Source organism: Acidovorax sp. PRC11, from assembly GCF_031844105.1.
Taxonomy (GTDB): domain Bacteria; phylum Pseudomonadota; class Gammaproteobacteria; order Burkholderiales; family Burkholderiaceae_C; genus Paracidovorax.
Genome location: NZ_JAUZUQ010000006.1, coordinates 177,738 through 201,982, shown reverse-complemented (window position 1 = coordinate 201,982; position 24,245 = coordinate 177,738). Strand labels below are relative to the sequence as shown.

At 72.3% G+C, this 24,245-nt stretch carries 21 protein-coding genes and 1 pseudogene; 6 read left to right on the top strand and 16 right to left on the bottom strand.

Annotated features, from left to right (window positions below):
• Positions 1-12: 12 nt before the first annotated feature.
• Entirely contained in the window at positions 13-462 is a 450-nt protein-coding gene (gene soxR, locus Q9R47_RS09210; RefSeq protein WP_311232972.1) for a redox-sensitive transcriptional activator SoxR, read from the top strand.
• 94 nt (positions 463-556) lie between these two features.
• Here the strand turns inward: soxR and Q9R47_RS09205 are convergent, their stop codons facing one another.
• From Q9R47_RS09205 to Q9R47_RS09195, 3 genes are all read right to left on the bottom strand, one after another.
• Positions 557-1,177, bottom strand: a complete 621-nt coding sequence (locus tag Q9R47_RS09205; protein ID WP_311232903.1) for an MgtC/SapB family protein — start codon at positions 1,175-1,177, stop codon at positions 557-559.
• Between the two features lie 189 nt (positions 1,178-1,366).
• Positions 1,367-2,242: a pseudouridine synthase gene (locus tag Q9R47_RS09200; RefSeq protein WP_404977123.1), complete on the bottom strand. Its 876-nt coding sequence runs from the start codon at positions 2,240-2,242 to the stop codon at positions 1,367-1,369.
• 76 nt (positions 2,243-2,318) lie between these two features.
• Complete coding sequence (locus tag Q9R47_RS09195; RefSeq protein ID WP_311232901.1) at positions 2,319-3,011, bottom strand: glycine zipper family protein; 693 nt, start codon at positions 3,009-3,011, stop codon at positions 2,319-2,321.
• Positions 3,012-3,256: 245 nt separating this feature from the next.
• Here Q9R47_RS09195 and Q9R47_RS09190 point away from each other — a divergent pair, with 245 nt between their 5' ends.
• A complete protein-coding gene (locus Q9R47_RS09190; RefSeq protein WP_311232971.1) occupies positions 3,257-4,156 on the top strand; it encodes a DHHA1 domain-containing protein in 900 nt (299 codons plus the stop codon).
• 6 nt (positions 4,157-4,162) lie between these two features.
• Here the strand turns inward: Q9R47_RS09190 and Q9R47_RS09185 are convergent, their stop codons facing one another.
• From Q9R47_RS09185 to Q9R47_RS09155, 7 genes are all read right to left on the bottom strand, one after another.
• Positions 4,163-5,431, bottom strand: coding sequence for a DUF1501 domain-containing protein (locus Q9R47_RS09185; RefSeq protein WP_311232900.1), 1,269 nt, complete (start codon positions 5,429-5,431; stop codon positions 4,163-4,165).
• Between the two features lie 109 nt (positions 5,432-5,540).
• Positions 5,541-7,178: a DUF1800 domain-containing protein gene (locus tag Q9R47_RS09180; protein ID WP_311232899.1), complete on the bottom strand. Its 1,638-nt coding sequence runs from the start codon at positions 7,176-7,178 to the stop codon at positions 5,541-5,543.
• A 249-nt stretch (positions 7,179-7,427) separates the two neighbouring features.
• On the bottom strand, positions 7,428-8,741 hold the full coding sequence (locus tag Q9R47_RS09175; RefSeq protein ID WP_311232898.1) for an ABC transporter substrate-binding protein: 1,314 nt from the start codon (positions 8,739-8,741) through the stop codon (positions 7,428-7,430).
• A gap of 226 nt (positions 8,742-8,967) precedes the next feature.
• Positions 8,968-10,578 carry a methyl-accepting chemotaxis protein gene (locus Q9R47_RS09170; RefSeq protein WP_311232897.1) on the bottom strand — a complete coding sequence of 537 codons (1,611 nt, stop codon included), beginning with the start codon at positions 10,576-10,578 and terminating at the stop codon, positions 8,968-8,970.
• Positions 10,579-10,761: 183 nt separating this feature from the next.
• Positions 10,762-12,075, bottom strand: a complete 1,314-nt coding sequence (locus tag Q9R47_RS09165) for an MFS transporter (protein ID WP_311232896.1) — start codon at positions 12,073-12,075, stop codon at positions 10,762-10,764.
• Between the two features lie 178 nt (positions 12,076-12,253).
• Positions 12,254-12,955, bottom strand: coding sequence for a pseudouridine synthase (locus tag Q9R47_RS09160; RefSeq protein WP_311232895.1), 702 nt, complete (start codon positions 12,953-12,955; stop codon positions 12,254-12,256).
• Positions 12,952-13,929 carry a peptidoglycan DD-metalloendopeptidase family protein gene (locus Q9R47_RS09155; RefSeq protein WP_311232894.1) on the bottom strand — a complete coding sequence of 326 codons (978 nt, stop codon included), beginning with the start codon at positions 13,927-13,929 and terminating at the stop codon, positions 12,952-12,954. The genes Q9R47_RS09160 and Q9R47_RS09155 overlap by 4 nt, the downstream gene beginning before the upstream one ends.
• Before the next feature lie 123 nt (positions 13,930-14,052).
• Here Q9R47_RS09155 and Q9R47_RS09150 point away from each other — a divergent pair, with 123 nt between their 5' ends.
• Positions 14,053-15,336 carry a phospholipase D-like domain-containing protein gene (locus Q9R47_RS09150; protein ID WP_311232893.1) on the top strand — a complete coding sequence of 428 codons (1,284 nt, stop codon included), beginning with the start codon at positions 14,053-14,055 and terminating at the stop codon, positions 15,334-15,336.
• Here the strand turns inward: Q9R47_RS09150 and Q9R47_RS09145 are convergent.
• From Q9R47_RS09145 to Q9R47_RS09135, 3 genes are all read right to left on the bottom strand, one after another.
• A complete protein-coding gene (locus tag Q9R47_RS09145; RefSeq protein WP_311232892.1) occupies positions 15,308-16,270 on the bottom strand; it encodes an alpha/beta hydrolase in 963 nt (320 codons plus the stop codon). The two genes, Q9R47_RS09150 and Q9R47_RS09145, sit on opposite strands and share 29 nt — an antisense overlap.
• Positions 16,271-16,465: 195 nt before the next feature.
• The gene (locus tag Q9R47_RS09140) at positions 16,466-16,792 is read right to left on the bottom strand and encodes a DUF2322 family protein (protein ID WP_311232891.1); all 327 of its coding nucleotides are present in this window, start codon (positions 16,790-16,792) and stop codon (positions 16,466-16,468) included.
• A gap of 182 nt (positions 16,793-16,974) precedes the next feature.
• Positions 16,975-17,874: a LysR substrate-binding domain-containing protein gene (locus Q9R47_RS09135; protein ID WP_311232890.1), complete on the bottom strand. Its 900-nt coding sequence runs from the start codon at positions 17,872-17,874 to the stop codon at positions 16,975-16,977.
• A gap of 81 nt (positions 17,875-17,955) precedes the next feature.
• Between Q9R47_RS09135 and Q9R47_RS09130 the strand changes: the two genes are divergently transcribed.
• The gene (locus Q9R47_RS09130) at positions 17,956-18,930 is read left to right on the top strand and encodes a tripartite tricarboxylate transporter substrate binding protein (RefSeq protein WP_311232889.1); all 975 of its coding nucleotides are present in this window, start codon (positions 17,956-17,958) and stop codon (positions 18,928-18,930) included.
• Between the two features lie 72 nt (positions 18,931-19,002).
• Here the strand turns inward: Q9R47_RS09130 and Q9R47_RS09125 are convergent, their stop codons facing one another.
• Complete coding sequence (locus Q9R47_RS09125; RefSeq protein ID WP_311232888.1) at positions 19,003-20,019, bottom strand: tripartite tricarboxylate transporter substrate binding protein; 1,017 nt, start codon at positions 20,017-20,019, stop codon at positions 19,003-19,005.
• Between the two features lie 250 nt (positions 20,020-20,269).
• Here Q9R47_RS09125 and Q9R47_RS09120 point away from each other — a divergent pair, with 250 nt between their 5' ends.
• On the top strand, positions 20,270-22,495 hold the full coding sequence (locus Q9R47_RS09120; protein WP_311232887.1) for a rhodanese-like domain-containing protein: 2,226 nt from the start codon (positions 20,270-20,272) through the stop codon (positions 22,493-22,495).
• 27 nt (positions 22,496-22,522) lie between these two features.
• Here the strand turns inward: Q9R47_RS09120 and Q9R47_RS09115 are convergent, their stop codons facing one another.
• Positions 22,523-23,077, bottom strand: a complete 555-nt coding sequence (locus Q9R47_RS09115) for a LysR substrate-binding domain-containing protein (RefSeq protein WP_311232886.1) — start codon at positions 23,075-23,077, stop codon at positions 22,523-22,525.
• Between Q9R47_RS09115 and Q9R47_RS09110 the strand changes: the two are divergent.
• A pseudogene (locus tag Q9R47_RS09110) lies at positions 23,078-23,279 on the top strand (SDR family oxidoreductase); the annotation flags it as partial. It abuts the gene before it with no gap.
• On the opposite strand, the gene Q9R47_RS09105 reads toward Q9R47_RS09110, so the two are convergent.
• On the bottom strand, positions 23,230-24,195 hold the full coding sequence (locus Q9R47_RS09105; protein ID WP_311232885.1) for an AraC family transcriptional regulator: 966 nt from the start codon (positions 24,193-24,195) through the stop codon (positions 23,230-23,232). The pseudogene Q9R47_RS09110 and the gene Q9R47_RS09105 sit on opposite strands and share 50 nt — an antisense overlap.
• Positions 24,196-24,245 lie beyond the last annotated feature (50 nt).

The following is a 24,245-nucleotide window of genomic DNA, read 5'->3' as shown; positions in this document are numbered from 1 at the left end:
GCCGGTGCCGCCGTGCCCTCCCTCACCGTGGGCGAGGTCGCCGCGCGCAGCGGCCTGGCCGTGTCCGCGCTGCATTTCTACGAAGCCAAGGGCCTGATCGCCAGCGTGCGCAGCGGCGGCAACCAGCGCCGCTACCCGCGCTCGGTGCTGCGGCGCGTGGCCGTCATCAAGATCGCGCAGCGCATGGGCCTGCCGCTCGCCACCATCGCGGATGCGCTGCAGGCCCTGCCCGAAGGCCGCACGCCGACAGTGGCCGACTGGCGCCGGCTCTCCGCCGCATGGCGTGAAGAACTCGATCAGCGGATCGCGACGCTCACGCGCCTGCGCGATCAGCTCGACGGCTGCATCGGCTGCGGCTGCCTGTCGCTGAAGGCCTGCCCGCTGCGCAATCCGGACGACAGCCTGGGCGCCGCGGGTGCGGGGCCGCATTTCTCGGAAGTGGAGTCCGGGGCCGGCGACTGAAGGCATCGCGACGGGCGGCGTGTGGCACCTCTGCCGACGCACCGGCCCGGGAGCATGGGCCCGCGCTGCGCAGGCGCGCCTGGCAGAGGAGAGATCAGGACAGCGGCGGCGGTCCACCCCCCGTGGAGCCGGTCTCGCTGCCGTTGTCCGAGCCGGAGGACGGCGGGCGCGATCGGGCCTGGGCCGCGCGTTCCCCGGATGCTTCCGGGGCGGACGCGGGCTGTGCCGGCTGCTTGCCGTGCAGCAGCCGCTGCAGGACCGGCTCGGCGCCCAGCACCAGCAGGGCCAGCATGGTGCTCAGCAGCGCGGTCGCTTCGCGCCCCAGGCCCGCGGCCACCCCGATGGCGGCGGTGAGCCAGATGCCGGCCGCGGTGGTGAGGCCGCGGATCTGGTGCGCACCGTCGCTCTTGAGGATGGTACCGGCCCCGAGAAAACCCACGCCGGCGATGATGCCCTGCAGCACGCGGCTGTTGTCCGCCGGGGCGATGCCTTCCTGTTCCGCGACGAGCACGAACATCGCGGCGCCCATGGACACCAGCATGTGGGTGCGCACGCCCGCCGCCTTGCCGCGGTATTCGCGCTCCCAGCCCAGCAGGCCGCCCAGCAGGGCGGCCATGCCCAGCCGCACGGCGATGCGCGTGGCCTGCTCCAGATCGGGCAGGTCGGAGAACTCACCGGCCGCGGTGGCGGTGATGATTTCCCACCATTCCGTCATGGCCGCGCCTTTGCGGCCGGGTGGCGCAAGCATCCCGCGGATGCCGCGTGGCAAAGAGAACAGGGCGGGCAGCGTGGCATGGCGGGGCGTCGGTTTCCGGAATCGCGACGACTGTGCCGCGCCCGCCCGCCAAGGCAGGGCGGCGCCAGGCGCGAACCGAGGTAGGACGTGTCCGACGTGCTTTGGCCCTCAGTCCTTCACACCGTCGATCCCCGGGCAATGCACCCACGGCAGCGACAGCACCCGGAGCTGCCAGTCGCGCAGGTCCGCGGCCACGGCGCCATCCGCTGCGCCGGGGCCTGCCGGTTCCGGCGGGGCGGTGGGCGCCGGTACCGTCTGCCTTGGGGTGCCGTCCAGCAGCGGATGGCGGAGACCGCTCGGCAGCACCAGCCGCTGCCCGGTCGCCGGATGCGGCAGCGTGAGTTGCCATGCATGGAGCCAGAGCCGCTGCAGGCCCAGCCGCTCCGCCCACCAGCGGTTGAGGGGCCCCTTGCCGTGCGTGGCGTCGCCGAGGATCGGATGGGCGATGTGCTTGAGGTGCCGGCGGATCTGGTGCCGGCGGCCGGTTTCGGGCAGCGCCTCCACCAGGGCGGCGCGCGTGGTGGGGAAACGCGTGTCGCTCGCTTCGGCCAGCTCCAGGCGCGCCAGGCATCGCAGTTCCGTACGGGCAGGCTGCACCGGGGCATGGGGCGGTGCGTCGTCCGGCCGCAGGGCATGGTCCACGCGGATGCCGGCGGGTGCGTGGCCACGCACCAGGGCCAGGTAGCGCTTCTCCACGCGGTGGTGCTCGAAAGCCTGCGACAGCGCGCGGGCGGCATCTGGGTGCAGCCCCATCACCAGCACCCCGCAGGTGCCCTTGTCGAGCCGGTGCACGGGGTAGACGCGCTGCCCCAGCTGGTCGCGCAGCGCCTGCATGACGAATCGGGTCTCGCCCGCATCCAGGCCCGTGCGGTGCACCAGCCAGCCGGCCGGTTTGTAGACGGCGACCAGGTCGTCGTCGCGCCAGAGGATCTGCAGGGGCGGATGGGCCGGGCGCGGCGGGTGGGTATCGGGCAGGAGGGGCATCATCGGGCGCGCAGCATACCGGCTGCCGGCCGTGGCGCGTGGCAGCAGCGATGCCGGAAGGTGCTTGGGCCCGCCCTCAGCGCAGCACGCGGCAGTTGCCGAATTCGCAGCGTATCGCCAGCGCGTCGCCGCTGTCGCAGGCCACGGTGTACGTCTCGAAGCCCGGACCCTTGGTCGCCAGCGCGGCGATGGGCTGGGCGCTGCAGGACTGGGTGCGGGCCAGTTGCTGCGCGCTGAAGCCATCGGCACCGACCGCGATGGTGGGGCGTGCGGGGCCTGCCGGGAAGGGGCCTGCGGAAGGCTCGGCAGGCGGCGGCACGGGCGCCACCGCGTAGGGGCCTGCCGCATACCCGTGCGCCTGCATGCAGGATTCCACGGCGTGCCGGCGGCGCTCGAGCGGCTTCAGGCCCTGCGTGGCGCCCAGCGCGCCGCCGACCAGGGCTCCGTCGCGCACCGATCCATGGCCGCCGCCGGCGGACCAGACCAGCGAGGCCAGCACCAGCGCGCCGGTCAACATGCCGTCCAGCGTCTCCTGGGCCACGCCGATCTGCTGCGCGTAGCGCTGGCACTCCGCGAGGTCGGTCGCCTGGCGTGCCGCATCGGCGGGACCGACCGCGGCGTTGGGAGCCTGCGGCGCGGTGGCAGCGCAGCCGCCGAGCACCAGCGCCAGCGCGATCGGGCACGCCGCCGCCGCTGGCGACAGTGCAGGCCATCGGGCCGTGGATCGGCGCGCGGTGGCGGGATGGCGGGTATTTCGGAACAGGCGCATGGGAACTCCTCGGCGGGGCGGCAATGCGGCGAAAGCCGCCGTGCAGGGCCGTGCCCGGCGGCCTTGCGCACGGCGCCATTGTTCCGCGCCGCAGCCGCGCGCGCCAGCCCCGCCGGCCACGAGGAGGCCGCGTGCCCGACAATCCGGCACCTATGACCACGCTGAATTCCGCTCCCGGCGGCGCCGCTTCGGCCGCGCCGGCCCCGTCCGCCCCCGCCCGCAGCCTGCTGCCCCAGACGTTGCTCATGGCGCCGTCGCCCACCGATCCCTCGCCCCTGGTGCTCTACCATGGCCGCTGCGCCGACGGTTTCGGCGCCGCGCTGGCCGCATGGCGCTACTACGGCGGGCAGGTGGAGTGCGTGGGCCTCTCGCACGGCCAGGCGCAGTCGGTGGAGGACCTGCCGCCGCTCGAGGGCCGCTACGTCTACGTCCTGGATTTTTCGTTCCCGCCCGACCTGCTGCGCGCGATCGACGAGCGCGCCGCGCGCCTCGTGATGCTGGACCACCACAAGAGCGCCGCCGAACAGCTCACCGGCTTCTCATGCCGCTGCGGGGTGGTGCATTTCGACATGGACAAGTCGGGCGCGCGCCTGGCCTGGGACTTCTTCCATGCGGATGCCCCGCTGCCCGATCTGGTGCGCTTCATCGAAGACCGCGATCTCTGGAACTGGAGGTACCCCGAGACCGCCGGCTACGTCGCCGCGCTCGACATGGAGCCGTTCGACTTCGCACGCTGGGATGCCATCGCCCGCTTCACGCCGGAGGAAACGCAGGCCTTCGTCGCGCGCGGCGAGGCGATGGACGAGAAGTTCCGCCACCTCGCGGCCGACGTGGCCGGCGGTGCGCAGCCGCTGGTGTTCGACGGAGAGCAGGGCCTGATGGTCAATGCGCCCGGCGCCTTCCACAGCCTGATCGGCGAGATGCTGTCCAAGCAGTCCGGCACCTTCGCGCTGATGTGGGCGGTCGGCAAGGACGGGCAGGTCAAGGTCGGCCTGCGCTCGCAGCGCGGCTACGACTGCTCGGTGCTCGCCACCCGCATGGGCGGCGGCGGCCACGCACAGGCCTGCGGGTTCCGCATGGGGCGGGACCGGTTGCCGGAACTGCTGACGGGCACGTTCCAGTCGGGTTCGCTCGCACAGGGCTGAGGCCCGTCACGCCAGCCGCAGATCCTCCGGCTTCGCGCCCGGAAACACCCGGGCCAGCGCATTCCCTTTCAGCCCATACATCCGCGCGAAGATCCCGCCGAGCACGCCGCGGTAGTCGTTGAGCACCGGGTAGTCGCGGTTCTGGAACAGCGTTGTCGCGGTGAGCGCCTGCTGCTCGCCCGCGATGCGCCCGCCGGCGATGCCGCCGCCCAGCACCCACATCACGCTGCCGTGGCCGTGGTCGGTGCCGCGGTTGCCGTTCTCGCGGAAGGTGCGGCCGAATTCGCTCACCACCACGACAGTGGTGCGGTCCCAGGCCGGCCCCATTTCGTCGGCGAAGGCGGCCAGGCCGCGGCCCAGTTCCTCGAAGCGGTTGGCGAGCGCGCCCGTGGCGTTGCCCTGGCCGACGTGCGTGTCCCAGCCGCCCACGTCCACGAAGCCCAGGTTGTAGCGCGACTGCATGAGGCGCGCCATGCGCCGCGCCGTGCCCTCGAAGCCCTTGGTGCTGAGCGCGTTGCGGCTGGCGGCGTCCATTTCGCCCTGCATGGTGCGCGCCACTTCGTCGCGTGTCTGGAAGCCCTCGGCCACCGGCCCTGCCAGCGGCGTGCCCTGGTACATGGAGGCGATGAGCGCGGCCTGCCGTTCGTCGATGCCGGGCCTGGCCGCGCCGGCCGCGGCCAGCGCCGTGTTGGGCACGTCGTAGCCGCCGCGCAGCACCAGCGGCAGCGTGTCGGTGAAGGCCATGGGCGCAAGGTGATCGTGCCAGCGCGGCTGCGCGCCCAGCTCCAGCGCCAGGCGGTTCAGGAAGCCGGAGCGGTAGTCGCGCCGCGCACCCACCGGCTGGCCCAGCTCGATGCTGTCCTGCGTGTCGAAGTGGCTGCGCGTGAGATCGTCGGTGCCCGAGAACGGCACGAAGGCGACCTGCTTTTTCGCGTAGAGCGGCAGCAGCGAGCCGGCGAGCGCCGGGTGCAGCCCCCAGTCGGACGTGAGGGGCAGGGCGCTGCCGTCGCCGCCGGGCCGCGCGATCGCGATGTTCGGGCGGCTCTCGTAATAGAAATCGCTGGCGGTGGGCACCAGCAGGCTGGCGCAGTCGTAGCCGCCGCGCAGGAAGACCAGCAGGAAGCGCGCGTCCGCGCTCCCCTGCGGCGTGGCCGCCAGGCTGGCCTGCAGCACGCCGGGCGCCGCGAGGGCGGCGAGCGCCTGCAGGCAGCGGCGGCGCGTCGGAGTGGTGCCGGCGGCTCCACTGGCATATCGGGGGGAGGCGGTAGGCGTCATGGCAGGCCTTTCCTGGACATCGGGGACGGCACGGAAGGTGACGAATTCATCGGCGGCGCGTGGGGCAGGTGCCCGCGTGCGCTCTGGGTTGCAACGACCGGCGCGCACCTCAGGCGTACATGAACTCGGGGGAAGAGAGCAAGAAAGTGTTCCATTCCGCCGGTGATCCCGCGCGCGCCAGCGCCACGCGCGTGGCGGGAGCGAGCTGCGGCTCCATCGCGCGGAAGGCGGCGCTCTGCGCGATGGCGGGTGGCTGCACCTTCGGCGGCGGCGCGCCTTCGGCCCGGAACAGCGCGCCCGTGCCGGCGCCGCCCAGGGCGCGCGCGATCTCGAAGCGCACGGCGAGCTGGCCGGAGCTGGTCCAGGCGGCCGAGTCCAGCGGGTAGCCGTCCGGCGTCACGCGCCCGTAGAGCGGCTCGGCCAGGCGCTGCAGCCAGGAGATCGCCGGGTCCGGATTGGCGAGCACGCGGTCCGCATAGCCCAGGCGCAGGCCGGCCATCACGTACTGCACCGGATCGCGCAGCCGCGTGCCGAGCGATGCCTGGAAGGCCTCGCTCGCGACCAGCGTCTGCAGCACCGCTCCGATGTGGCCATCGCTTTGCTGGAAGCGCTCGGCCAGCGCCTGCAGCAGCGCGGGCGGCGGCGCGTCGCCGACGAGGTAGGCGGCCATCTTGCGCGTCACGAAGCGCGCGGTGGCCGGCGCGCGGGCGAGCCGGTCGAGCGCTTCGTCGAGTTCCGCCATGCCCTGGCCCTGCAGCGGCCGGCCGAGCAGCTCCTTGGGCTGCCAGTCGTGGCGCTGCGGGTTGAACTCGTAGAGGCCCCGCCGCACGTACTGCTGCGCCCATTCGGGCCTGAGCTTCGGGGGCGGTTCGTCCAGCGGGCGCAGGGAGACGCCATGCCCGGTCAGCACGCGCGCCATCTCCTGCACGTCGCGCTGGCTGTAGCCGCCGTCCACGCCCAGCGTGTGCAGCTCCATCAGCTCGCGCGCATAGTTCTCGTTGATGCGGTTCGCCGCGTTCTGGGCGTTGTCGAGGTAGCGCAGCATCGCCGGGTGCCGCACCGTGGCGCCCAGCAGATCGCGGAAGCGCCCCAGGGCATGCGGCCGGATCGCGCGGTCCTCGTAGTCGGCCACCATGGCGCGGATGTCGGCCTTGCCGGCGAACACGTTGAAGTGGTTCATCCAGAACCAGGTCATCTTCTCCTGCAGCTGCGCGGGCGAGTACACGGCGCGCAGCACGAAGCGCCGCTCGGCCTCGCGCTGCAGGCCGCGCATCTGGCGCTGGTAGGCCTCCTGCGCGGCCTTGCGGGCGTCTTCCGTGGGCTCCGCCTTGATCGCCTGCTGGCGCGCCTGCAGATCGATCGCGAGCGCTTCCATCGGCGTGCGCGTGATCGCCATCGCGTCGATCTGCGCCTGGGCCTGCGCGGGCAGCGGCGCATGGGGCGCGGGCCGCAGCAGTGCCGCCACCGTGGCGGCCGGGCCGACGCGCTGCAGCGCTACGATCGATGCGGTGTCCGCGCCCCAGGTGAGCCGGTCCAGCAGGCGCGCGCTTTCCGCGGGCGAACGCGGTGCGTCGCGCAGCGGCTGCGCGTCGGGGCCCTCGGCCGCGAATGCGCCCGGGGGCGCCACCAGGGTGAGGCCCGCGGCACCGCACAGGCCGATGGCGGCGGTGGCGAGCCATTGGCGTCGTCCCAAGGCGGCGGGCGGGAGCGTGTCGCCCAGGCCGGCGGGGTTCACGGAGGACAGCATGGTGTTGGAGGAGGAGTGGCTGTGGAGCGCATGGTGCGCCGCCGCACGGGGCCCCGCAAGGGGGCGCGGAAGGTTTTACCCACCGGACACAGATGTATTGCCGCGTGCCTTCCATCTCATCAGGAGAAACGCGCCAGGAGGCGCCCCCATGCTCGTCGGTGTGCTATCGAAGCGGTAGCACGACAGCAGGCCGCGGTGCCGGGGCGCCGGGTGCCCGGCACGCCGCGAACCGCACCGGACGATCCGCGCTCAGCGCTCGGGGCCCACCGGCCCGGTGCCCAGGATCAGGTCCTTGAGCCGTTCGGTGGCGCGCGCATCGTCGATGCGGCCCTGCAGGTGCTGCATGACGATGTCGTTGATGTGCTGCTGTACCGAGCGCGGCGACAGCGCCGAGAACGCCGCGAGCACCGTGCGCCGCATGTTCGCGCTGCGCAGGTCGCGGATGGCCTGGCGGCCGCACAGGTCGGCGCCGGTGTCGGGCACATCCACGCGCGCGGGCGCGGCGCCGCTGGCGATGCCCATCTCGCGCTGGAAATCCACGTCCATCACCATGCGCATGAAGGCGCGCTGCGTGGCCGGGTCCGCCGCGGCGCCGCGCACGAAGCCGACCTGGTCGCCGATGTAGAGCACCATCCCCTGCGTGTCGGGAAAGCGCGGGCAGAGGTAGTCGCGGCCCGCCTCCATGCCGCGCTGGCGCAGCTCGCCGTTCAGCCAGCTGCCCTGCATCTGCAGCAGCGCCTTGCCCTGCTCGACGAGGCTGCTGGCGCCGCTCCAGTCCCGCGACGCGGCGTTCGCCCGCAGGTAAGGGCGCAACTGCGCCATGCGCGCGAAGATGCGGCGCACCACGGCTTCGTCGTAGGCGCGCCGGTCGTGCTCCAGGAAGAAGCGGCGGTAGAACTCGGCACCGCCCGCGCCGGCCGCCACCGATTCGAACCAGAACGAGTATTCCCAGGCGTCGGAGCCGATCCCCACCGGCACGATGCCGGCCTGCCGGGCGCGTTCGAGCAGCGCGATCAGCTCGTCCCAGGTGTCGGGCGCGGTGCCGCCCAACTGGTCGAGCAGCGGCTTGTTGAACCACAGCAGGTTGGTGGAATGCACGAACAGCGGCGCGGCGATCCAGTGGCCGCGGTAGCGGGCCCAGTCCTGCAGCGCGTAGGGCACGACCTCTTCCCATTCCTGCTCGCGCGCGACGGCGTCCAGCGGCAGCAGCAGTCCCTTGGCGGCCAGGGGCGGCGCGCCTTCACCGGCCGTCATCACGGCGGCGGGGCGCGGCAGGCGGTGCTGGAAACGCTGGGTGAAGACCGAGAGCGCGCTGTTGCCGTTGACGCAGACCGGCTCGTCGATGGTCCAGCGCACGCCGTGGCGCGCCAGATGCCGGGCCAGCACCTCGCTGCGCCGCTGCTCGCCGGGCGATGCCCAGCAGTGCCAGACGTGCAGCGGCTGCTCCTCCTGCGGGGCCTTGGTCGCATGGGCGCTGGCGGCTTTCGCGTGCGGCGTGGCCGCGGCGATCCCGGAGAAGGCGAGCCCGCAGGCCGCGAGCAGCAGCCCGCCGAGCCGTTTCACGCCGCGTGGTACGGATGGGCGTGGCTGCAGTGCAGGGTGGCGCAGGCGGTAGGGAGTGGAGGCGTGGCAGGGCAAAAGGCGGGCGCGCGGGGCGGGGTGGACAAGGGTGGCGCGGATTCTAGCCACCCCCGTTTTTTTAGTCGCTGCGCAGGGAGCCGGCCGCCGCGACGGGTCGCTGCCGCCGGTTGCCGCTGGCGGCGTCCCGAGGCCGGGGCGCCGGATCCGCTTACGCGGGCAGACGGGACAGGGCCGCGCCCTCCATGCCGCCGAGGGCCAGCGGCACGCGGAACACGGCCACGGAGGTCTCCAGCCGCCGCGCCTGCTCGCGCAGGCTGGCGGCGGCTGCGGCGCCTTCCTCCACCAGCGCGGCGTTCTGCTGCGTGGCCTGGTCCATCTGCGACACCGCCTGGCCGACCTGCAGCACGCCGTCGCTCTGCTCGGCACTCGCGACGCTGATCTCGCCCACGATCTCGCTCACGCGGCGGATCTCGGCGACGATCTCCGACATCGTGGTGCCGGCCTGCGTGACGAGGCCGGCGCCCTTGTCCACCTTCTCGACGCTGCCGATGATCAGTGCGCGGATCTCCTTGGCCGCCTCCGCGCTGCGCTGCGCCAGGGTGCGCACCTCCGCCGCGACGACGGCGAAGCCGCGCCCCTGATCACCCGCGCGTGCCGCTTCCACGGCGGCATTGAGCGCGAGGATGTTGGTCTGGAAGGCGATGCTGTCGATCACCCCGGTGATCTCGGCGATCTCGCGCGAGCTGGCGCTGATCTCCTCCATGGTGCTGACCACCTGCTCGACGATCCTGCCGCCGCGGCCGGCCACGTCGGTCGCGCCGGTGGCGAGCTGGCTGGCCACGCGGGCGTTGTCCGCGTTGTGCCGCACCGTGGCGCCCAGCTGCTCCATGGCCGAGGCGGTCTCCTCCAGGGCGCTCGCCTGCATCTCGGTGCGCCGGCTCAGATCGGCATTGCCCGTGGCGATCTCGCTGGAGCCCGTGGCGATGGAGTCCGACGCCAGGCGCACGTCGCCCACGAGGTGCGCGAGGGTCGCGTGCATGCTCGCGAGCGAGGCCAGCACGCTGCCGGGCACGGGGTCGCCATGGCGCTGCATCGGCGAGAGATCGCCGCTCGCCACCTGTTCGGCGATCTGCCGCAGCTCGCCCGGCTCTCCGCCCAGGGACTGGGTGAGCCTGCGCGTGATGACGATGCCCGCGACGGTGGCAATGGCGAACGCCAGCACCGCCGCCGCAATGATGGCGGAGCGCTCGCTGGCGAGCCGCCCGGCGGCCTCTTGCGTCAGCCGGTGGGCCGTCTGCTCGGACAGCTGCGCATACTCGGTCGCGGTGGCGGAGAAGCGGTCGAGCAGCGGGCGGCATTCCCGGTTGAGCTTTTCGATCGCCTGGGCGCGCTCGCCGCGCACCGCCAGGTCGATGATGCCCAGGGCGACGGGCGCGTAGCTCTGCTCGATCCGGTCCATTTCCGCGACCAGGGCGCGCGCCTGCTCGGAGGTGTCGTCGGCGGCGGCGATGCGCTCTTTCAGCGCGGCCAGCGCCTTCTGCACGCGGGCATGGGCCTGCTCGCCACGCGCCTTCTCGGCCTGTATGTCGGCCGGCGAGATGGCCAGCACCGTGTTGCGGGCAGCGATCGCCCGGTCGTTGATGGCGCTGCGAAGTTGCGCGGCCAATTGGTTGCGCGCGTCGATGCCTTCCACATACCCATCGAACCGGTCCCTGGCATGACCCAGAGCCAGCACGCCAAACAAGGACATGAAAAAGATCAGTCCCGCCATGGTGCCGAAAGCCATCAGCAACTGCGTTCGCACTTTCGCATTTTTCATCGAATTCTCTTTCTTATGAAATTGCACGATCCACTTTCGGCTGAACCATTCATTTCACAGCAAAGGGTCAGTGCTGCCGAGAATCTTCCCATTTAATCGATAAAAATGCCACTCAACAGTAATATATATTGATCACTATTCCGCTGTGCGGGGCACGGTCTCACCCGTCTTCCTGCGACTACGTCATTTCCGCGAATGCGTTGCGAGTGGGGCCGCTTGGGGCGATGCCTCCTCGAAGCGGTCCACCCGCCGCAGCGGCTTGAACATCCACGCCCACGCACCGACCACGCCGAGCGTGCACAGCCCGCCCGCCACGGCCGCCGGCACCGCCCCCAGCCAGGCCGCGCTGGTGCCCGCGCGGAACTCCCCGAGTTCGTTGGACGACCCGATGAACAGCATGTTGACCGCGCTCACCCGGCCGCGCATCGCATCGGGCGTGGAGAACTGCACGAGCGAGCCGCGGATGTACACGCTCACCATGTCGGCCGCCCCCGCCACGATCAGCGCGGCGAACGACAGGGCGAACACGGTCGAGAACGCGAACACCAGGTTCGCGGCGCCGAAGACCGCCACGGCCGTGAACATCGTCGCGCCCACGCGGCGGTTGAAGGGCCGCATGCTCAGGTAGAAGCCCGTGCCGACCTCGCCGATGGCCATCGCGCTGCGCAGCGCGCCCAGCCCTTCGGGTCCCACGTGTAGCACCTCGTGCGCGTAGATGGGCAGCAGCGCGATCACGCCACCCAGCAGCACCGCGAACAGATCCAGCGAGATCGTGCCCAGGATGATGGGCCGCGAGCGGATGAAGCGGATGCCCTCGCCGAAGCGCTCGCGCATCGTGCCCAGCACCGGCCCGAGCGGTGCGGCGTGCGCCACCGGAACGCGCAGCATCAGCAGCGCTCCCACCGCGAAAGAGACGAAGCAGACGGCGTAGGTCATCTCGCCCCCGCCCGCCGCGTACAGCAGCCCGCCGATGAACGGCCCGCCGATGGCCGCCGTGCGCATGAGCATCGAGTTGGCGGCGATGGCCGATGCCAGCCGTTCGCGCGGCACCACCTGCGGCAGCAGGCTCTGCAGCGACGGCGCCGAGAACGCCCGCGAGGCGCCGAACAGCACCAGCACCGCGTAGATGCCCGCCACGCCCGCGGTCCCGTGCCCCGACAGCCACCACAGCAGTGCGCTGCAGACGGCACCCACGCCCCAGCTCGCGCAGAGGATGCGCTTGCGCGGCACGCGGTCGATCAGGTCGCCGGCCGGCAGCAGCAGCGCCAGCATGGGAAGGAACTGCGCCAGCCCCACGAATGCCAGCGCCATGGGCTCGCGCGTGAGGTCGTACACCTGCCAGGCCACCACGACGGCCTGCACCTGCGTGGCGAACATCGCCGCCACGCGCGCGATGGCGAATGCGAGAAAACCGGGGTCGCAGTAGATGCTGGCGGGACGGGGCGCCGGAGCGTCCGGAGCAGGGGTGGAAGGCGAGCGGGGCGGTAGAGCGGACACGGCGGGCAGCCCGGAGCCACGCAGGCCGCCCGGGCGGAAAAGGTAGGGGGAGCGCGCATGCTACGCCCTCGGGGGCGCGGCGCCTCGGAAACGGCGGACCGGCATGCCGGTGCCGGCATCGGGGGCCTCCTGCACGTACCGTGCCGCCCACATGATGGGATGGCGGCGGGCGACTGCGCTATCCGCGCCCGCTGCCGGAGGGGCGGGGCGCCGCGAGGGACGCCGGTATCGGCACTGCTTCCCAAGTGCCCGGGGCCAGGCCCTCCAGGGTATAGGGCCCGATCGCCGCGCGCACCAGCCGCAGCGTCGGGTGGCCCACCGCCGCCGTCATGCGGCGCACCTGGCGGTTGCGGCCCTCGCGGATCACCAGCTCGATCCAGGTGTCCGGAATGTGCTGGCGCACGCGGATCGGCGGCTCGCGCTCTCCGATGGCCGGCGGGGTGTCCAGGCGCCGCACGCGGGCCGGCAGCGTCAGGCCGTCGTTCAACTGCACGCCGCGCTCCAGCGTCTGCAGCGCCGCCGCGTCCGGCACGCCTTCCACCTGCACCCAGTAGGTCTTCTCCATCTTGAAGCGCGGATCGGCGATGCGCGCCTGCAGCCCGCCGTCGTCGGTGAGCAGCAGCAGCCCCTCGCTGTCCGCGTCCAGCCGGCCGGCGACGTACACGCCGGGCAGATCGATGAAGTCCTTCAGCCCGCGCCAGCGGCCCTCGGGCGTGAACTGGCTCAGCACGCCATAGGGTTTGTGGAAGCGCAGCAGGCGCGCGGGCGCGGCGGATACCGGCTCCCGCGCGGCCCGTGGCAGGGAGAGCGCGCCCGGCCCGCGCCCCGCGCCTGCGGGCCGCGATAGCGGTGGCGGAGTGCGATGGTCGCGGCGCGTCATGCGGGCAGGAACAGTGCCGGGTCCACCATCGTGCGGTTCAGCATCACGCCCCAGTGCAGATGAGGCCCGGTGACGCGCCCGGTGGCGCCCACCTTGCAGAACGGCTGGCCGGCGGCGAGCGTGTCGCCCACCTGCACGTCGATCGCGCTCAGGTGGCAGTACATCGTGAGCAGGCCGCCGCCATGGTCCAGCCAGACGGTGCCGCCGTTGAAGAAATAGTCGCCGGTGTCGATCACCTTGCCCGGCAGCGGGGCCGCCACGGGCGTGCCGGTGGCCGCCGCGATATCCATGCCGCTGTGCGGATTGCGCGCCTGCCCGTTGAACACGCGCCGCAGCCCGAACGAGCTGGAACGCCGGCCGGGCACGGGCTGGCGCATCGCCAGGTCCGCGGCGCGCGGCAGCGGCGTGGAGAACGTGGCCATCACCTGCTGCTGGTGCGCGCGCTCGCGCTCGTAGCGCGCGTTGTCCTCGGCGGAAAGATCGACCGTGCGGGGCGCCACCGTCAGCCGCTGCTCCCTGTACCGCTTCGGCTCCACGCGGTAGGCGATGTCGCGTGCCGCCTCGTCCGCCGCCTGCACCCGGATCGTCGCCGTGCCCGTGGGCGCGGACAGCGCGATGCCGACCAGCGCCGTCCACTCGATCGGATCGCCCAGTACCAGCAGCGGCACGTCGCCCGCATGGGCCTGCGGCCGCGCCGCCGACGGGCCCAGCGACAGCCGCGCCACGCCGCCCGGCACCTGCAGCGCACGCGGCCAGACGGCCTCGGCGGGCGTGGGGGCCGGGGTGGGTTTCGCCGCGGCCGAAGCGGCTGCCACGGCCGGCCAGGCATGCAGCGCGCCGACCGCCGCACCCGCCGCCAGCACCGCGCGGCGGGACGGCGCCCGGGGCGGAACGCGCCTGCCGGCGGTGGATGCCGGTGATTCGGCGGGCGCGTCCGGAGGGCTGGCGGAGAACGTGCGGAGGGAGCGGAACATGGTGGGCATGGAAGGGGCAGGGCGCGGCCGCGTGCGGCCCGGAAAATGGAACGTCCGCCAGTGTAGGCGGCTGGAGGTATCGGCCTACAGGTCGGCCCCGCACCGGCCGAGACAATCGCCGCCATGCAGAAACCCGGCCGCACGCTGCTCACCGTCGTGCTCACCTTCATCGCCACCGCCGCCGCCGCGCTGGTGGTCCTCAATTTCACGGCGGGCGAACCCCAGGTGCGCCAGCAGCTGCCCCGGCTCTACGGCACCTCCAGCCCGCAGTTCGAGCGCGCCATGTCGCACCTGCTCGGCCCGGGCATCGTCGGCGGCAACGAGGTGACGGATCTGCAGAACGGCGACCGCATCTTCCCGCCCATGCTCGCGGCGATCCGCGCGGCGCAGCGCTCCATCACCTTCGAGACCTACATCTACTGGTCCGGCGACATCGGCAAGCAGTTCGCCGACGCCCTCAGCGAGCGGGCCCGCGCGGGCGTCAGGGTGCACGTGCTGCTCGACTGGGTCGGCAGCTCGAAGATGGAAGACAGCTACCTCGACGAGATGCGCGGCGCCGGCGTGGAGATCGAGAAATTCCACAAGCCGCACTGGTACAACCTCGCGCGGCTCAACAACCGCACGCACCGCAAGCTGCTCATCGTGGATGGCGTGGCCGGCTTCACGGGCGGCGTCGGCATCGCCCCGCAGTGGACCGGCGACGGGCAGGACCCGGAGCACTGGCGGGATTCGCACTATCTCGTGCGGGGCCCTGCGGTGGCGCACCTGCAGGCCACCTTCCTCGACAACTGGCTGAAAGTGACGGGGCGCGTGCTCCATGGCGACGCCTACTTCCCGAAGCTGGAGCCCGTCGGCACGCAGCGCGCGCAGATGTTCTCCAGCTCGCCGTCGAGCGGCAGCGAGAGCATGCAGCTCATGTACCACATGGCCGTCACCGCGGCCGAGGAAAGCATCGACCTCTCGGCCGCCTACTTCGTGCCCGACGAACTCACGCGCGCCCTGCTCATGGACGCGCTGCGCCGCGGCGTGCGCCTGCGCATCATCACGCCCGGCGAGCACACCGACACCGAGACCGTCAAGGCCGCCTCGCGCGGCACCTGGGGGCCGCTGCTGGAAGCCGGTGCCGAGATCTACGAGTACGGCCCCACCATGTACCACTGCAAGGTCATGATCGTGGACCGGCGCGTGGTGTCCGTGGGCTCCACCAATTTCGACAACCGCTCCTTCCGCCTCAACGACGAGGCCAACCTCAACGTCTACGACGAGGCGTTCGCGCGCCGGCAGACCGAAGTGTTCGAGCAGGACATCCGCCGCTCCCGCCGCATGACGCATGCGGACTGGCTGAACCGCCCCTGGACCGAGAAAATGGCCGAGAAGGTCACCGGCCTGCTGGAGTCGCAGCTGTAGGCGGCGCCGAGGCGACGAAACCGGACACGTCGTCCAGCACCGGCGCCACCCACCGCAGCGGCCACGCGAACGCGCCCACCAGCGTCGTGTGGCTTGCGCGCGGGTACGTCTTCAACACCACCGGCACACCGGCCGCCTGCAGCCGGTGCGCGATTTGCAGCGTGCTGCGTTCGGGGCTCACGAGCCGGTCGCGTTCGGGGGCGGCGAGGAACGCGCGCGGCATTTGCAGGGCGCTGGAGCTGGGCCGTGCGCCAGCGGCCGGCGGCGGCATGAAGTCGCTCGGCTGCGCGTGCGCGGGATAGTCCGGATGGAAGAACACCGGCTGTGCGTCCGGGTTGTCCGTCGGGAAGAAGTCATAGGGCCCCGCCAGGCCGATCCAGCCCGCCAGTTCCCGCGGCGCATGGCCCGTGGCCGCCAGCCAGCGCGGGTCCAGCGCCACCATCGCCGCGTTGTATCCGCCCGCGCTGTGCCCCATCACGAACACGCGCCGCGGATCGCCACCCCAACGTGCGGCCTGCTCCAGCCCGTATCCCACGGCCAGCGCGCTGTCGCGCACAAAGTCCGGATACCGTACTTCCGGGTAGAGCCGGTAGTCCGCCACCAGCGCCAGCACGCCGCGTGATGCCAGCGCCTGCCCGAGGAACAGGTAGTCGCCGCGCTCTCCGCTGTTCCAGGTGCCGCCGTAGAAGAACACCACCACCGGCCATCCATCCACCGGGGCAGGGGCCGCGGGCCGGTACACGTCCAGCCGCTGGCGGGGCAGGGGGCCGTAGGCCACGCCCGTGTCCACGGTTGCTGCGCTGCGCGGCGTGAGGGCGTTCAGCGTGCCCACGCCGGAGCACGCGCCCAGGCTGGCGGCGAGCGCAAGCACTGCGGCCGTGCGGGCGGCGCGTGGGGAGAACCTGCGGAAAAAAGAGGGCGAGAAAGAAGCCATACGGGTCCGGCAGCGGTGGGCATGGGAAATCGCCGCCGTCGGGCAGCGGGCGAGCGTCCATTGTCCAGGCGGCGATCCGTCAAATGCCGGGCAGCCACTTCCACTCGCGTTCCCGTCTGACGCTGCCAGCCTTCGTATGGATCGCCGGCGGCAGCACTGCTGCAGCCCGGATGCGGGAGCGGCGCAGCCCCGTGGTCAGGCGGCCGGCGCAGGCACCAGCCGCACCGCGTATTCCGCTCCGGCCCTGGCCCACTCCACCAGCCGGTCGATGTTGGGATGCTTGCCGGGATGGGCCTCGGCATCCGCCGTGTGCTCCGCATACCACTCCAGGCCCAGCGCGGCCGCCGCGGGCGTGATGCGCCCGCCGTAGAGCTGTGCGAGCGCGTGGTACACGGCCAGCGAGCCGGCCTGTCCGGGCTTGTTCTCCAGCGTGGCGACGGGCTCGCCGCCGGTCCCGAGCACGTGCAGCGCGGACAGGTGGGCGACGGAGGGCAGTTGCTTGAGGCGGTCGGAAAAATTCATGGTCTTCGGGAAAGGCAAGGCAGACGGACAAAAATCAGGAAACGCCCGCGGGCCCATGCCCGTGCCCGGCGGGCGCCGGAGTCGCCAGGCCGGGCGCTGGCAGGCAGCGCGGTGCGGCTGGATTCTAGAGACCCGGCGGAGCGGAATCAGGCAGCACGCGGTGGCGCCACGCGCCGTCGCACTCAGCCGCTGGCGTACGTCCGCACCAGCCGCTCGTGCAGCGCCGCCGCCGCGGGGCTCAGCGCCCGGTCGCGGCGCTGCAGCAGGCCCAGGGTGCGCCAGAGGTCCGGATCGATGAGCGCCGCGCCGCGCAGCCGCGGATGGTCCGGCGGCAACGCCAGCTGGGGCAGGGCCGCCAGGCCCAGGCCGGCCTCCACCAGCGCCAGGGCCCCGGTCACGTGGTTGCACTCGTACCAGGCCACCGGCTGCCCGGGCAGCCCCGCCATCGCCTGGTCCAGCAGCAGGCGGTTGCTGCTGCGGTTGGAGACGGACACCAGCCGCTGCCCGGCCAGGTCCGCCCAGGGCACCTCGGCGCGGTGCGCCCAGGCGTGGTCGCGCGGCATGGCCAGCACGTAGCGCTCGCGCGTCAGCGCCTGGAACCGGAGGGCCGCGTCCTGGCTGCCCGTGAAGCTCAGGCCGAAATCCGCCGTCCCGCGCGCCACCGCTGCCAGCACCTCGGTGGCGTTCTCGTCGATCACGTGCACCTGCACCTCGGGCTGCGCGTCGGCGAACGCCTTCAGCACGCGCGGCAGCAGATGGTTGGCCACCGAGGGAACGCAGGCGATCGTCACGCGGCCGCTGCGCAGGCGCACGTGGTCGTCCAGCCGCTGCACGGCTTCGTCCAGCCCGACCAGCGCCTGCCGCGCCTCGCGCAGGAACTCCTGCCCGAGCTGCGTCAGTTCCACGCGCCGCGTGGTCCGCTCCAGCAGCCGCACGCCCACCGCTTCTTCGAGCCGCTCCACGCGCCGGCTCAGGGCCGGCGTCGAAAGGCACAGCGCCTCCGCCGCAAGGCGGAAACTCGCCTTCTCCGCGGTGACCACGAAGGCCTGCAGTTCCGCCAGATCGAATTTGATGCGCAGCATGCACTAGTCTCGTTATAAATTGCAATTCACAAATTATTGCGCGCTGCCTAGGATGGCGGCCCATTCCGGAGACAAGCAAACATGCAAAGACGCCCCCTCGTGCTGGCCGCCGCCCTGGCTGCCGGCCTGTCCTTCGCCGGCACCGCCGCCCAAGCCCAAGATTTTCCCCCCAAGAAGGCCGTGACCCTCGTGGTCGGCTTCGCCGCCGGCGGCTCGGCCGACATCGCGGCCCGCATCATCGCCAAGAAGCTGGGCGAGAACATCGGCCAGAGCGTCATCGTCGAGAACAAGCCCGGCGCGGGCGGCAACCTCGCCCACGCCCAGGTCGCCAACGGCCCGGCGGACGGCTCCGTGCTGCTGTTCGGCTCCATCGGCCCGCTGAGCATCGCGCCGCACATGATGAAGGTGAGCTACGACCCGCTGAAGGACCTGGCCCCCATCACCATGGGCGTGACTTTCCCGAACGTGCTCGTGGTGCCCGCCAGCACCGGCGTGAAGACGCTCGGCGAATTCGTCGCCAAGGCGAAGCGTGAACCCGGCAAGCTGGACTTCGCCTCCACCGGCCCCGGCTCCGCGGCCCACCTGGCCGGCGAACTGCTGAACGACGTCGCCAAGATCGATACCGTGCACGTGCCCTACAAGGGCGGCGCACCGGCCCTGCAGGACGTGCTCGGCGGCCGCGTCGCCGCCTTCTACGCCGCGCCCCCGTCCGCGCTGCCGCACATCGAGGCCGGCAAGCTGATTCCCCTGGCCACCACCGGCCTGGCGCGCCCGGCCTACCTGCCCAACGTGCCCACCGTGGCCGAGACGTACCCGGGCTTCGACGCCACCAACTGGTACGCCTTCGTCGCCTCCGCCAAGACGCCCAAGCCCCTGCTGGACCGCTGGAACACCGAGATCGTCAAGGTGCTCAACGCTCCGGACGTGCGCGAGAACCTGCTCAAGCACGGCCAGACCGCCGCGCCCGGCACGCGCGAAGACCTGGGCAAGTTCATCGGGACCGAATACGCCAAGTGGGGGCGGATCGTGCGGGAGCGGAAGATCACGGCGGATTGATCCTCGGCAGGCTGCCGGCAGGCCATTCGTCGCGGATCGCGCCGCCGCCCGTGGGCAGCGCGCCGCGATGGCTCAGCGCAGCGCCAGCCCGGCCGTCCTGATGGCCTGCGCGTAGCGCGGCTGTTCCGATCGCAGGCTCTGCGCGAGGTCGTCGGGCGATCCGCCGGCCACCTGGAAGCCCTGGGACTCCAGCTGGGCACGCACGTCGGGCGCCTGCAGCACGGTGGCGAGGTCGCGGTTGATCTTCGCCACGATGGCCGGCGGGGTGCCGGCCGGCGCGAAGTAGCCCTGCCAGCTCTCCACCGAAAACCCCGCCGGCCCTCCGGCTTCGGCCACGGTGGGCACTGCGGGAAGGGCGGGAGACCGGTAGCTGGTGGTCACCGCCAGCGGCCGCAGCTTGCCTGCGCGCACGTGGTCGGTCACCGCGGCCAGCGTGATCAGCGTCGCGTCCGTGTGGCCCGCCAGGACATCCACCGTGGCCGGGCCGCCGCCGGGGTAGGGGATGTAGTTCACCCGGGCGCCCGTTTCCTGCGACAGGATCTCGTGCGCCACGTGGGCGATGCCGCCGTTGCCAGGCAGGCCCAGGCTGATGCTTTCCGGCCTGGCCCGGGCCCGCGCCACGTAGTCGGCCAGGCTGGTGATGCCGGTGCCGGGATGCACCACCAGGATCTGCGGATTCACCACTGCCTTGATGATGGGCGTGAAGCTTTTGTTCGTGTCGTAGGGCAGCGCCCGGAATAGGATCCCGTTGAGCGTGAGCCCCTCGCCCTGCTGCAGCAGCGTGTAGCCGTCCGGCGCCGCCTTGGCCACCCGGGCCGCGCCGATGGTGCCGCTGGCACCGGCCACGTTCTCCACGATGACGCTCTGGCCCCAGAGTGCGCCGAGCCGGTCGGCCAGCGTGCGGGTGAGCTTGTCCGCGCTGCCGCCGGCGGCCACGGGAACGATGATGCGCACAGGCTTCGAGGGGAACCCGGCCGCCGCGTCCGAGGCGGCGTGCGAACGGGATGCGTGGAGGGTGGTGGCGGCGAAGGCGGCCAGCGCGAGCGCTGCGGTGGCGGCCGTGAACACGGTCTTTCGGGAGGGGAGCATGGTGCGGACCTGGGCAATGGCAAGGGAAACGAAATGGCCCGGACATGCCGGGAGCCTTCGGTCAGCCTAGGCCGGCGTTTCCTGCGGGGAAACGAAGATTTGCGACTATGGATATGACGCCAGCGCGCTTGGCGTGCGGGCGCTCGCCGCCGCGGCAGGCCCACACGCCGCATATCGATAGCCGGTTTCCTTCGTTGGCGAACGGTGCCCTGGATGCCTAACGTAGGGGTCGCTCTTGCCAAAGGCTCCCATGACCCAGACCTCCCTCTCCCTCGATTTCTCCGGCAGCGACGTCGCCAGCCGCCGCGCTGCCGCCGTGGCGGCCTTCATCGCCACCGCGCGCCGGCTGATCCCCGATCCCGAAGCCGCCACGCCCGACCAACTGCGCGCCGTGGCCGCGGCGCTCGAACAGCTCGGCCGGCAGCGCGATCTGTTCCCCGCGGAGCACTTTCCCGTCTCGGAAGACAACCCCGCGCAGGTCTACCGCCTGAGCGAAGAGCCGGGCGGGCGCCACGCGCTCTACGTATCGGCCGGCCTGCCGGGCAAGGCCCAGCCGCCGCACGACCACACCACCTGGGCGATCATCGCCGGCATCTCGGGCAACGAGCGCAACGTGTTCTACGAGCGCAGCCCCACGGCAGACCCGGCGCGCGACGCGCTCGCGGCGGAGAAAACCGTGGACGTGGTCCCGGGCGTTTCGGTGCAGCTCTCGCCCACCGACGTGCACACCATCGAACTCGTGGGCGACGAGCCCGGCCTGCACCTGCACTTCTACGGCCGCGCTCTGGACCGCATGCCCGGCCGCGTGGTGTTCGAGACCCGCGAGGGCGGCACCTACCGCACCTTCGGTCCCCCGAAATCCATCCGCCATGCGCTCGTCACGTCCCAGGCGCTCAAGGCCGCGCTGCACGACGGCGAGGAGATCGCCGTGCTCGACGTGCGCGAGACCGGCGTGTTCGCGCACCGCCACATCCTGTTCGCGGCCTCCGCCCCGGCGTGGCGGCTGGAGTTGCTGATCGACCGGCTGGTGCCGTGCCGCGGCACGCGCACCGTGCTGGTCGACGGCGACGAAACACTGGCCCACGAGGCCGCCGCCAAGCTGGTGCGCCTGGGCTGGCGCAACGTCTCCGTGCTCGCGGGCGGCACCGATGGCTGGGCCGCCGCGGGCTACGAGATCTTCAGCGGCACCAACGTGCCCGGCAAGGCCTTCGGCGAAGTCATCGAGCATGAGAAGCACACGCCCTGGATCGACGCGGGCGAGCTGCACGAACGCATCGCGCGCGGCGACGACATCGTGGTGGTGGACAGCCGCACGCCCGAGGAATTCGCCGCCTTCAGCCTGCCGTTCGCGCACAGCGTGCCGGGCGCCGAGCTGGTCTACCGCATCGGCGAGCTGGCGCCCGACCCCGGGACCTTCGTGGTGGTGAACTGCGCGGGCCGCACGCGCAGCATCGTCGGCGCGCAGACGCTGATCGATGCCGGCATCCCCAACCGCGTGGCCTCGCTGCGCAACGGCACCATGGACTGGCTGCTCACCGGGCGCACGCTCGCCCACGGCCGTTCCACGCCACTGCCCGAGCCCTCGCCTGGCACCCTGGCCGCCGCCCGGGAGCGCGCTGCCGCGGTGGCGCAGGGCGCCGGGGTGCAGCGCATCGACGCCGCCGGCCTGGCGCGGCTGGAGGCCGCAGCGCAGTCGCAGGAGCGCACGCTCTACCGATTCGACGTGCGCACGCGCGAGGAATACGAGGCTGGCCACCTGGAGGGCTGGCGCTGGGCCCCTGGCGGCCAGCTGGTGCAGGCCACCGATGAATACGCCGCCACGCGCGGCGCGCGCATCGTGCTCGCCGACTGGGACGGCGTTCGGGCCCTCACCACCGGCGCCTGGCTCGCGCAGTTGGGCGGCCACGAAGTGTTCGTGTTCGCGCCGCCGCCCCTGGCCACGCTGGAAACCGGCCCCGAGCCGGTGCGCGTGCTCGCATCGCATGCCGGGCCCGTGCCGCTGGTTTCGCCGCAGCAGGCCCGGGCCCTGCTGGAGCAGGGCCGCGCCGCCGTCTTCGACGTGGACCGGCGCGCCGCCTTCGAGCGCCAGCACATCGCCGGCGCGCGCTTCGCCGTGCCCGATCGCCTCGCCGCCTTCGTGGCCGACCTGCCCGCTGGCCAGGCCGTGCTGCTCACCTCGCCCGACGGCCTGCTGCCCCGCACCGTGGCGCCAGAGCTGGCCGCCCGCACCGGCCGCGACGTGCGCGCCATCGCCGGCGGCACCGCCGCCTGGGCTGCGGCCGGCCTGCCGGTGGAAGCAGGCGATGCCGGCGTGCTCACCGGCGACGACGATCATTGGTACAGCCCGTATGCGCACCGGGACCTGCACCTGCGGGACGCGGGCTTCCGCGCATACCTGGACTGGGAGCTGGGCCTGGTGGCGCAGCTGGAGCGGGAAGGGCAGACGGGCATCCGGCTGGTGGGGGCGGCTGCATAGCCTGCGCCTGCCGGGCCGTGCTATCGATCACCGCGCTGTGGCCGCGGGATCATCGCGCGACCACTGCGACTGCGCGGCCTGCTGCAGGAACCACCGCCTCGCCTGCGCCACCGACTCCGGGTGGCGCTGCTTGAACCGGATCGCCGGCGGCGCAGCGCTTCCGCCGCCCGCATCGGCCGCCGCCGACGGGCCGCGTCCGCACTGCTCGAAAGACTGCTCCCACGACGACTGCCCGTCGTGCAGCAGCGTGCCCTGGCCCGGGCCTGCCCCCCGCGGCTGCGGGCTCGCCATGGCCACGAGGCATTCTTCGAACAGCAAGTCGGCCTGCAGTCCCGGGCCGAAGGGCGGTCGGCCGTACCGCACGGCGAGATCGATCGCTTCCGTCTGGAAGTGCGAAATCCGTTCGGTCGCCAGCACGCGCAACTCCGTTGCCGGATGGGCCTGCGTATGGGCACTCAGCCGGGGCATGGGCCACTTGGGGGCGAAGGTCGGCGTCATGCTCACCGTCAGATGCCCGGGCTCGTGCCGCAGGCTCCGGGTGGCCTCCGCGACCAGGTCGAACGCGCGGCGCACGCCCACCACGACAACATCCGCTTGAACAACGTCCTGCCGGGCTGGATCGACAGCCTGCCCGAATGGCTGGAGCGCCGCGGCGAGTCCGCTCCGGCGGTACGGCCGGGTGGACGAGGTGGCGGCGACGGTGGCGTTCCTCGCGTCGGAAGGCGCGGGCTATATCACGGGGCAAAGCCTGCGGGTGGATGGCGGGGTGACGCGGGCGGCATGAGGCCCGGCGTCCTCGACGCTCCCGTCCGGTACCGAAGGGGAGACACGTGCATGACGCGTTTGAACGCGGCGCCGAAGGCGCTTTCGGACTCGTAGCCGACCGACGCCGCCACGGTGCCCAGGGGCAGCCGGGATGCGGCCAGCCGGTCGGCGGCGATGAACATGCGCCAGCGGGTGAGGTAGGCGATCGGGGTCTCGCCCGTGACCCGCTCGAAATGCGCGGCGAAGCCCGACCTCGACATGCCTGCCGCGGCCGCCAGGTCGCGCAGGGTCCAGCGGCGGGCGACGTCGGCGTGCATCGCCGTCAGCGCGCGCCGCAGCGTGGGAACGGCGAGGGCCGCGAGCCAGCCCTCGCCCGCCTGCGCATGTTCCAGGTGCGCGCGGAACGCTTCCACCAGCAGGGCCTGCGCGAGGTGGCCGGCGATCAGGTCGCTGCCGGCACGGGGCTCCCGCAACTCGCCCATCAGCCGCTGCACCCCCACGTACAGCGCGGTCCTGCTGGCGTCCGAACGGACATGCACGACAGCCGGCACGGCGGCCAGCAGGTCCATCGCACGCCATCCCTGCAGGCCGAAGAATCCGCCGATGCCGCTGCACTCGCCGCCGCCGTTGATCGTGGCCACGTGCCCCGCGGGAACGCCCGACAGAAAGCCGGCCGCATCCCGCGATTCGGCACCGTCCGACGAGTAGAGGCGGACCTCGTACCCCCTCGTCATCAGCACCACGTCGCCGGGCTGCAGGTGCACGGGCTCGCCGGCGTCCACTACGCGCAGCCAGCAACTGCCTTTCTCGATCGCGAAGCACAGCACGCCCTCGGCGCGCGCGAACGACAGCGCCCAGTCGCCCGCGGCATCCAGGCCCCGGAAGCCGTAGCCGGCGGGCCGCAGCAGCGTGAGGATGTCGGACAAGGGATCCATGGCTTTGGACGATCGCGATAGATTCTGAGACCGCGCAGTATGGTCGATCC

What these genes read in the sequence shown, in the direction of transcription:
- Q9R47_RS09190 (WP_311232971.1), top strand. Translation starts at nt 3,257, where the DNA reads ATGGCGCCGTCGCCCACCGATCCCTCGCCCCTGGTGCTCTACCATGGC.
- Q9R47_RS09170 (WP_311232897.1), bottom strand. Translation starts at nt 10,578, where the DNA reads ATGAAAAATGCGAAAGTGCGAACGCAGTTGCTGATGGCTTTCGGCACC.
- Q9R47_RS09205 (WP_311232903.1), bottom strand. Translation starts at nt 1,177, where the DNA reads ATGACGGAATGGTGGGAAATCATCACCGCCACCGCGGCCGGTGAGTTC.
- Q9R47_RS09180 (WP_311232899.1), bottom strand. Translation starts at nt 7,178, where the DNA reads ATGCTGTCCTCCGTGAACCCCGCCGGCCTGGGCGACACGCTCCCGCCC.
- Q9R47_RS09105 (WP_311232885.1), bottom strand. Translation starts at nt 24,195, where the DNA reads ATGGATCCCTTGTCCGACATCCTCACGCTGCTGCGGCCCGCCGGCTAC.
- Q9R47_RS09145 (WP_311232892.1), bottom strand. Translation starts at nt 16,270, where the DNA reads ATGGCTTCTTTCTCGCCCTCTTTTTTCCGCAGGTTCTCCCCACGCGCC.
- Q9R47_RS09155 (WP_311232894.1), bottom strand. Translation starts at nt 13,929, where the DNA reads ATGTTCCGCTCCCTCCGCACGTTCTCCGCCAGCCCTCCGGACGCGCCC.
- Q9R47_RS09195 (WP_311232901.1), bottom strand. Translation starts at nt 3,011, where the DNA reads ATGCGCCTGTTCCGAAATACCCGCCATCCCGCCACCGCGCGCCGATCC.
- Q9R47_RS09140 (WP_311232891.1), bottom strand. Translation starts at nt 16,792, where the DNA reads ATGAATTTTTCCGACCGCCTCAAGCAACTGCCCTCCGTCGCCCACCTG.
- Q9R47_RS09130 (WP_311232889.1), top strand. Translation starts at nt 17,956, where the DNA reads ATGCAAAGACGCCCCCTCGTGCTGGCCGCCGCCCTGGCTGCCGGCCTG.
- Q9R47_RS09200 (WP_404977123.1), bottom strand. Translation starts at nt 2,242, where the DNA reads ATGCCCCTCCTGCCCGATACCCACCCGCCGCGCCCGGCCCATCCGCCC.
- Q9R47_RS09120 (WP_311232887.1), top strand. Translation starts at nt 20,270, where the DNA reads ATGACCCAGACCTCCCTCTCCCTCGATTTCTCCGGCAGCGACGTCGCC.
- Q9R47_RS09135 (WP_311232890.1), bottom strand. Translation starts at nt 17,874, where the DNA reads ATGCTGCGCATCAAATTCGATCTGGCGGAACTGCAGGCCTTCGTGGTC.
- Q9R47_RS09185 (WP_311232900.1), bottom strand. Translation starts at nt 5,431, where the DNA reads ATGACGCCTACCGCCTCCCCCCGATATGCCAGTGGAGCCGCCGGCACC.
- Q9R47_RS09150 (WP_311232893.1), top strand. Translation starts at nt 14,053, where the DNA reads ATGCAGAAACCCGGCCGCACGCTGCTCACCGTCGTGCTCACCTTCATC.
- Q9R47_RS09160 (WP_311232895.1), bottom strand. Translation starts at nt 12,955, where the DNA reads ATGACGCGCCGCGACCATCGCACTCCGCCACCGCTATCGCGGCCCGCA.
- Q9R47_RS09125 (WP_311232888.1), bottom strand. Translation starts at nt 20,019, where the DNA reads ATGCTCCCCTCCCGAAAGACCGTGTTCACGGCCGCCACCGCAGCGCTC.